This window comes from Lactiplantibacillus plajomi, assembly GCF_005405405.1.
In the GTDB taxonomy this organism is placed as follows: domain Bacteria; phylum Bacillota; class Bacilli; order Lactobacillales; family Lactobacillaceae; genus Lactiplantibacillus; species Lactiplantibacillus plajomi.
In genome coordinates, this window is sequence record NZ_BJDZ01000015.1 from 57,412 (window position 1) to 64,819 (window position 7,408).

Below are 7,408 nucleotides of genomic sequence, written 5' to 3' on the forward strand. Positions count from 1 at the left end.
AAGCACACTGCAATGAGGTGAAAGAAATGCAGTTTAATTTTAATAGTACGGAGCCGATCTACTTGCAAGTTGCCGATCAAATTGAAGAGGCAATTTTCACGCAGACCTTCGCTGAGGGTGAACAAATCCCCTCAACGACCGAAATTTCAAAGGAGTTCCACATTAACCCGGCAACCGTATTAAAGGGCATGAACATCCTCGTCGACGCTAACCTAATCGAAAAGCGCCGCGGGGTCGGCATGTTCGTTATTGCGGGTGCCCAAGCCCGCATCGTTGAAAAACGGCGCGACCAGTTTTATAACGACTACGTCAAAAAACTGGTCACCGAGGCGCAGAAGCTGCACATTACCCAAAAGGAGTTATCAGAATTGATCGAACGGGGGTTCTCTGCATCATGAGTATCGAAATTAAAGGGGTTCACCAAGCCTTTCACGGCAAAGTCGTGTTGGACAACCTCAACCTAACCATCGAACCGAATAAAATTTACGGCTTACTGGGTCGTAACGGTGCGGGTAAAAGTACCTTGCTCAATATCATTAGTGACCGGGTCCCCGCCCGCAGTGGCGCCGTGACGATGGACGGCCAGTCCGTTCATGAAAACAACGCCGCCTTAGGTAACCTCTACCTGATGAGTGAAGTCAACCTGTACCCGCCGCGCAATAAGGTCGACCAGCTATTTAAAAAGACCGCCAACTTCTACGGCGGTTTTGATACGGCCTACGCCCACCGACTTGCCGGTGAATTCGGGCTAGACCTGAACGCTCGCTTTGGTAAGCTTTCAACCGGTTACCGCTCGATTTTTAAACTAATTATCGCCCTTTGCGTACCGGTCGACTACGTTTTTCTGGATGAACCGGTCCTAGGGTTGGACGCCAACCACCGCGACCTCTTTTATCAGGAACTCCTGAGTGCCTACGGGGAGCGGCCGCGGACCTTCGTCATTTCGACCCACTTAATTGAAGAAGTCGCCAACCTGATTGAACACGTCTTCGTCTTGGACGACCACCGCATCATCATTAACGGTGACGTCAGCGACGTGTTGGCCAAAGCCTACGCCATTTCCGGACCCCAGGCCGACGTTGACCGCTACACGGCCGGCTTAAACATCATTGGTGCCGACCACCTTGCCGGCATCGCGGTGACCTACGTCTACGGGACGCTTGATAATAGCCGACCAATTCCGGACACGGTGCAAGTCGCCAACCAGGACTTACAGAAGTTGTTTATCAACTTAACCAACACGACTAAGGAGGTCTCAACCAATGTCAACTAAATTACGAGCAACCACTCGTTACCTATTCCTTGAACAATTAAAACAACTTGGTCAGGGCTACTTAGCATTGCTGGTCATCTTCGTAATCCTGCCGTTATTGGTTGCCTTAGTGACCGGCAACATTACGAACTTTAACCTTTTAAAAACAGTCGGCAACTTTAGTCTGGGGGCATTTTTAGCGCTTTTTCTTTTCATCCTTAATGTCACCACCTACGACGTTTTTAAGTTATTAATCCAAAACGGAATTGCGCGGAGAACTTATTGGGCAGCCCGGGTGATTTGCCTAGTGGTTTTAAGCGTGCTCGGTGAAGCCATCGTTGGCTTGTACTACTACGGCGTGTACGCACCAATGCATAACCTAACGACTCAGCGGGCCCTCAGTCAGACTGCTTACAGCTTATACGCCGACTTTTTAGGTAAGAACTTAGCAGTAAACCTACTCGCCGGCGCGGTTTTCTCAATCATCCTTTACATTTTAATCGGGACCGCCGGCATGCTGATTGGGAGTTTCTTGGCACTTTTCAGCAAGTGGGTGCAATGGCTAATCATCATCATCTTGCCGTTCGCCGGGTTCTCATTACTCATGGTTGGAATTTCGAACGTGAGCGGTTACTCCAACTATGATTTCAGCGGCGTCGAAGCCTTCTTCAAGTTCTTAATTGGCTACCCGCAAAACGCAACGGCTGGCCTTTTCAATCCAACCGTCCCGACCATCACCCTCTTACTGCTGAGTGCCGTGATGGCCGCCCTAGCTTACTATTGCAGCCAACACTTAAAAATTAAACAGTAGCAGCCAACAATTGACGCAAAAGAAGCTGTGACCAAGTCACAGCTTCTTTTGCGTTTCCGTATGCTAAAAATCAAACCGTGGGGCAAAAGTCGGCCGACTTTTGCCCCACGGTTTTTTACTTACACGCTAATTATTTACGTTTTTGTTCAACCTGGGTATTATTCAGATCGGTCTTAACCACGATGACATCGGTCAGTGCGTTTCGCTGAACGTAAGTTGTCACGGAGCCTTCAAGCACCCGTTCGACCGCGTTTAAACCGGTAGCCCCCATCATGATCAAGTCATTGTGGTGGTCACGAACAAAGTCTTGCGAAATGATTGGTTTGGGACTCCCCATCCGGATATGGAACGAGATGTCGTCAAAGCCGTCCTGATTGACCTTGGCCACCGTATCTTTAAGGTAAGCCTCCGAGTCTTGGACCAGTTGGTAAGTGATGTCGCCGTCCGCCAATCCGGCTAAGTTGTACCCAAATTGGCCGGGGTCGATGACGGCTAGCACGTCAACGTGGGCTTGATTACGCTTAGCAACCGCAACGGCCTTGTTTAGGGCAACCTCCGCCTGTTTGGAACCATCTAAGGGAACTAAAATATTGGAATATTCTTGTAACATTTACGCCACACCCTTTCTGCTAACTTTATTTTACCATTTTTCGAATTTGAATGCGTTGTCATTTTCATACCGCTTTTCAACCGGTGGCGGCGTAAAATTTAGCTTTACAAAGATTTTACACAAACGACGTTAGACATTTACACCGAGTGGCTAAACTAGGCAGTGAAGCTTGGGGAGGCGGTCACATGCTTGCATTAAGAATTCAACCCGGTATCATCACACAACGAACGATTACGGTTAACGACGACCTTGCCTATACATTAATCCTACGGGCTCGGCGCAGACGCAGATCATTTGAACTGACCATTAAAGCACTCACCCTGTTCGGCCCACACGTTATTCAGCAAAGCCGCTTTACCGATTTAAAAACGGCTCGAGCTGCCTTTGAAACAATTAGTCAGCACTTAGCTCAAAAATAGGTGCCGAGCCCGCTCCGTTTATGATACGATGAATGCAATCAATTACGGAACGAGTGAAAGCATGCGAACCTTACAACAACTTTGGCGCCGCTACCACGCGGTGCTGGCTTACTTATTTTTTGGCGGTTTAACAACCGTGGTTAATTACGTCGTTTTTGGGATTACGAACCTTTGGACCCCCTACTTAGTCGCAAACACGATTGCGTGGCTGCTATCGGTCCTCTTCGCCTACGTCACTAATAAACGCTGGGTCTTTGACGCCCAGACGTCGACGACCGGCGCGGTACTGAAAGAAGTTACCTCATTTTTTGGTTTTCGACTCCTCAGTTACTTCATCGACCAACTGATCATGATTATTGGGATCAGTTGGCTGGGTGGTAACCCTTGGCTGGTCAAGCTTATCGACCAAGTAATCATCGTCGTCCTCAACTGGTTCTTCAGCAAACTCTTCATTTTCAAAAATCGCTAACGCAATGGTTACCCGCGTCCACTGGAAAGGTCGTCTTTCCTAGTGGGCGCGGTTTTGTTAGCTAACGACGTCAACGTTGAGCCGTAAACTTAACAAAAAATTCAAACTTCAATCACGGCTTAACTACTTTTGCTGGTTACAATGATTTTATAAACTTAGTCATTCGTAACGAAAGAAGGAGGGCCCCATGTTTTTAATCGTCTATTGTACCATCGCCATCGCTGCGTTCCTATGGCTGTTTGGCTTCGTTAAGGCGGCGCTTACGGTTGTCATAGTGACCCTCGCACTCATGGCATATTCTTTCATCCGGCGACAGATTACCCGTAAGCGTTACCTCAATAATAAAACGCACCAATAAGGCACCGCTAAAAAACAATGGTTATTCTTTTCAACTTAATATAAAATGATTAATGGTCTTGGCTTCTGGGGGAACGGAATTCAGGACCATTATTTATTTTTGAGGAGTGAATCAGATGAAAAGAACACCATCAGTATGGCTCAAATGGTTGCTCGTATTCGTCCTATTAGTAGGAAGTACGACAACTGCCACCGCGGCCGCCCCGGCGACCGTGGCGCAAGCCCGGACCGTTTACGTGACCCGGACTGGCAAACATTATTTTTATAGTCGGCACGACCGCGGGCTCAACCACGCCAAGAAAGTTTACGCCGTTTCGCTAACTACCGCCAAGAAACGCGGCTTAACCCTGGCCAAGACGTCCAAGAAGAAGGCGGCTAAGAAGAAACCGGCTAAAAAGAAACGGGTCGTCAAAAAGAAAAAAAGTGTCAAAAAGAAAACCACTAAGAAAAAAGTAGCTAAGAAAAAAACGACTAAAAAGAAATCCGCTAAGAAGGTCACTAGCAAGAAAAAGCCGAAAGTTAAATCAAGCGGTACTTACATTGCCGGCGCTAGCCGTTACCGCGTCAAGGTCCTCAACAAGAACCGTCCTGGCTTTTCTAAGGCCACCCTTTCGACCCGCAAAGGCGCCTGGCAAAAATACGGGCGCTTAGACCTTTATAACCGGGCAACCCCGGCTAACGCGCTGCTAAACCGCAAATTAATGCCGAAAGCCAAGCGTCAGGCACTCTACGTCAACCCGACCGGCTGGCATAACAAGCGCATTAAATCCGGTTGGCTCTATAACCGTAGCCACTTGATTGGTTACCAGTTAACCGGTCAAAATAACAACTTAAAAAACTTGATCACCGGGACGCGCCAACTCAACGACCCCGGGATGAGCAAGTATGAAAACAAAGTTGCCGCCTACTTAAAGGCAAGTCCCAAGCACTACGTCCGCTACCGGGTCACCCCGGTCTTTAAGAACCACGAGCTGTTAGCGCGGGGCGTTAAGATGCAGGCCCAATCGGTCGGCTCCAACAAGATTCGCTTCAACGTTTACTTACCAAACACCCAGGCAGGAATGAAATTGAATTACGTCAACGGCCTGAGCAAGGTCGCTAAATAGGTGGATAGTTAAAAACCGCGGCAGTACGATTCGTTTGAATCGCACTGCCGCGGTTTTGACTTAATCAGCTGACTTCAGGCTCGCTATACCGTTCAAAATGTTTTGTACCGCCTGGTGCACGTACTTCGGATCAGTCGCTAGGTTCAACCGAATACAGCCCTGCTGGTCGGGGCTGAACCATTCGCCGTAATCCACGGCTAGTCCACACTGGTCCTGCACAAACTGGTGAATCGTCGCCGGATCAACACAGGCCCGCAAATCCAGCCAGGTTAAGTAAGTCCCCTGTAACTCCGCGACTTTAACTTGTGGCGCGTGCGCCGCTAATTGTGACTGAACGTAGTGGTAGTTATCCCGAACAATGGCTAGGATCTGGTCCAACCAGGCCTCCCCATTGCGGTAGGCCGCCTCGCCAGCAATTTGACCGAGCACGCTGACTTCGGTCTGACTGAGCCGGTTAATTGCGGCGTCGTATTGCGCTCGCAGCTGTTCGTTAGCAATGATCACGTGCGAATTTAAAAGCGACGCCAAATTAAAGGTCTTCGACGGCGCGTTGACGACGATTACCCGGTCGGCAAAACGCCCGTTGGCTACCGTTAGCGCTGAAATAAACGGGTGGGCCGTGCGGTCGATTTCCAAGTCCTGATGAATTTCATCGGAAATGACCAGCACGTCATTTTCTTCACACAGCGCCAGTAACTTGGTCTCCTCTTCTTCCGTCCAAATCCGACCGACCGGATTATGGGGCGAACACTGAATAAATAACCGCACCTCGTTGGCCTTAATTTTAGCCGCCACGTCGTCAAAATCAATTTGATAATGGCCGTGGTCGTTAACCAGGGCTGACGTGACCAGCTGGCGGTGATTATCACGAATTGCGTTGAAAAACGGGTAGTACACCGGCGTTAAAATCAACACGCCGTCGCCTGGTTGTGTATAAGTATTGATTAGGGCGTACAACGAATTGACGACGCCGGTACCAAACCGAATCCAGTCCTTTTCCAAGCGCAGACCATGGCGGCGCTGCTCCCAGTCGATTAATGCATCGTAGTAGCTATCTGGGGTATAGGAATACCCGTAAATCCCGTGGGCCACCCGGGCTTGTAACGCCTGAGTAACGGCTTGCGGCACCTGAAACTCCATATCCGCGACCCACATTGCAATCAGGTCGGGATTCCCATAACGCTGATCGAGCGCATCCCACTTTAGTGAATTTGTATTGGCGCGGTTGGTTGCGTACTGCTTAATAAACGTGGCTTGGTCCATTATTCAACACTCCTTATTCGTTAACAAAAAAATCGTCCTTGATTTTCTAAACCAAGGACGAAGATACACTCCGCGGTACCACCTAAGTTACAGCTCAAGCTGTCACTCACATAAGCATGCTTACGTTTGATCGACATAGCGGCGATCGACCGGACCAGTAGCGTTAACCCTGGCCAACTCCGAGCTCATCTTCACGTCGCTAACTTGGTCAATTCACACCATCCTTGACTCGCTGGACAACTTAGCCACGCTACTCTTCTCATCAACGTTTAATTATCAAGTTGCACCTAACCTACACCGCGACGCGTTAATTGTCAACTTTCCGAATCAGCTACCGCTGTCGTCCAAACGGGGGAATCGGGTTGTGTGTACGCCGCTACGGTTTGATCCGCCACCGGGAAGGCCCCGGTACTTAAAAAGCGCTTAGCTTGCATGACGGCCGGCGAGCTATTTTGCCAATTTAAGTCGGCTAACGGAACGCGGGCGGCGCCGGCTGACAAGGCCGCGGTATAGGTCGGCCGCCGGGTCATCAACTGTCCGCCAACCGGTTCTAACTGGTAAAAAATGGCAACCATCGTGGTGGGAAAGCCCAATGGTGCCAGGGCGGGTAAGGTAAATTGAACCGTGCCGAGTTGGTTAGCGATGACGGTGGCTAACCCGGTCTGATACTTGGTGACTTGGCTGACGACCGCACTCAGTGATACGCCGTACAAAACCGGTGCGGTGGCCAAATCATACCGATTTTTAAAGGGACCCGTTAAGCACTTGTTCACGATCATCGACTGATGATCACCGATGACGCCACAAATAACTAACGGTGGATTTTGTTCGCCAATCATTGGTTCGCTTCCTTTATTCATTAGTGGTTAAGATTAACTAGATAAACTAATCATCCTATAAAAATATGACATCCTCATTTTACCCCATTACCCGAATATCTTTCTACAAAATGCATTGCATTCTTAATATTAATTTTGCCGATAAAAAAATTCGGCGGCCACCATCGTGTCCCCCGAATTCATGGCTCTATGATATTTGGTGTTGATGGATAAAAACCATCAACACCATTTTTTATGCACAACAAAAGGACATACCGTCCTGTGCTACAATCTAGTCGACCA

At 48.9% G+C, this 7,408-nt stretch carries 10 protein-coding genes and 1 other annotated feature; of the genes, 7 read left to right on the forward strand and 3 right to left on the reverse strand.

The annotated features are described in order from the left end of the window. The first annotated feature begins 26 nt into the window (after positions 1–26). The 3 genes from FFM82_RS07685 to FFM82_RS07695 are packed head-to-tail and all read left to right on the forward strand — an operon-like array spanning position 27 to position 2,063. Complete coding sequence (locus FFM82_RS07685) at positions 27–398, forward strand: GntR family transcriptional regulator (RefSeq protein ID WP_137645278.1); 372 nt, start codon at positions 27–29, stop codon at positions 396–398. After that, positions 395–1,273 carry an ATP-binding cassette domain-containing protein gene (locus tag FFM82_RS07690; protein WP_137645279.1) on the forward strand — a complete coding sequence of 293 codons (879 nt, stop codon included), beginning with the start codon at positions 395–397 and terminating at the stop codon, positions 1,271–1,273. The genes FFM82_RS07685 and FFM82_RS07690 overlap by 4 nt, the downstream gene beginning before the upstream one ends. Continuing rightward, positions 1,263–2,063, forward strand: a complete 801-nt coding sequence (locus FFM82_RS07695; protein ID WP_137645280.1) for an ABC transporter permease — start codon at positions 1,263–1,265, stop codon at positions 2,061–2,063. The genes FFM82_RS07690 and FFM82_RS07695 overlap by 11 nt, the downstream gene beginning before the upstream one ends. 130 nt (positions 2,064–2,193) lie before the next feature. Here the strand turns inward: FFM82_RS07695 and FFM82_RS07700 are convergent, their stop codons facing one another. Beyond that, entirely contained in the window at positions 2,194–2,673 is a 480-nt protein-coding gene (locus FFM82_RS07700; RefSeq protein WP_137645281.1) for a universal stress protein, read from the reverse strand. 185 nt (positions 2,674–2,858) lie between these two features. Between FFM82_RS07700 and FFM82_RS07705 the strand changes: the two genes are divergently transcribed. The 4 genes from FFM82_RS07705 (at position 2,859) to FFM82_RS07715 (ending at position 5,024) form a co-directional block, all read left to right on the forward strand. Further along, entirely contained in the window at positions 2,859–3,092 is a 234-nt protein-coding gene (locus tag FFM82_RS07705) for a hypothetical protein (RefSeq protein WP_137645282.1), read from the forward strand. Positions 3,093–3,153: 61 nt separating this feature from the next. After that, positions 3,154–3,561: a GtrA family protein gene (locus FFM82_RS07710; protein WP_137645283.1), complete on the forward strand. Its 408-nt coding sequence runs from the start codon at positions 3,154–3,156 to the stop codon at positions 3,559–3,561. A gap of 187 nt (positions 3,562–3,748) precedes the next feature. Continuing rightward, the gene (locus FFM82_RS13545) at positions 3,749–3,919 is read left to right on the forward strand and encodes a hypothetical protein (RefSeq protein WP_170178252.1); all 171 of its coding nucleotides are present in this window, start codon (positions 3,749–3,751) and stop codon (positions 3,917–3,919) included. A gap of 115 nt (positions 3,920–4,034) precedes the next feature. After that, complete coding sequence (locus FFM82_RS07715; protein ID WP_137645284.1) at positions 4,035–5,024, forward strand: DNA/RNA non-specific endonuclease; 990 nt, start codon at positions 4,035–4,037, stop codon at positions 5,022–5,024. A gap of 60 nt (positions 5,025–5,084) precedes the next feature. Here FFM82_RS07715 and FFM82_RS07720 read toward each other — a convergent pair whose 3' ends face one another. Together FFM82_RS07720 and FFM82_RS07725 are read right to left on the reverse strand one after the other, a co-directional pair. After that, entirely contained in the window at positions 5,085–6,287 is a 1,203-nt protein-coding gene (locus tag FFM82_RS07720) for a MalY/PatB family protein (RefSeq protein WP_137645285.1), read from the reverse strand. A 50-nt stretch (positions 6,288–6,337) separates the two neighbouring features. After that, positions 6,338–6,562 (reverse strand) — a binding site (T-box leader). A gap of 39 nt (positions 6,563–6,601) precedes the next feature. After that, positions 6,602–7,126: an NUDIX hydrolase gene (locus FFM82_RS07725; RefSeq protein WP_225425645.1), complete on the reverse strand. Its 525-nt coding sequence runs from the start codon at positions 7,124–7,126 to the stop codon at positions 6,602–6,604. Positions 7,127–7,408 lie beyond the last annotated feature (282 nt).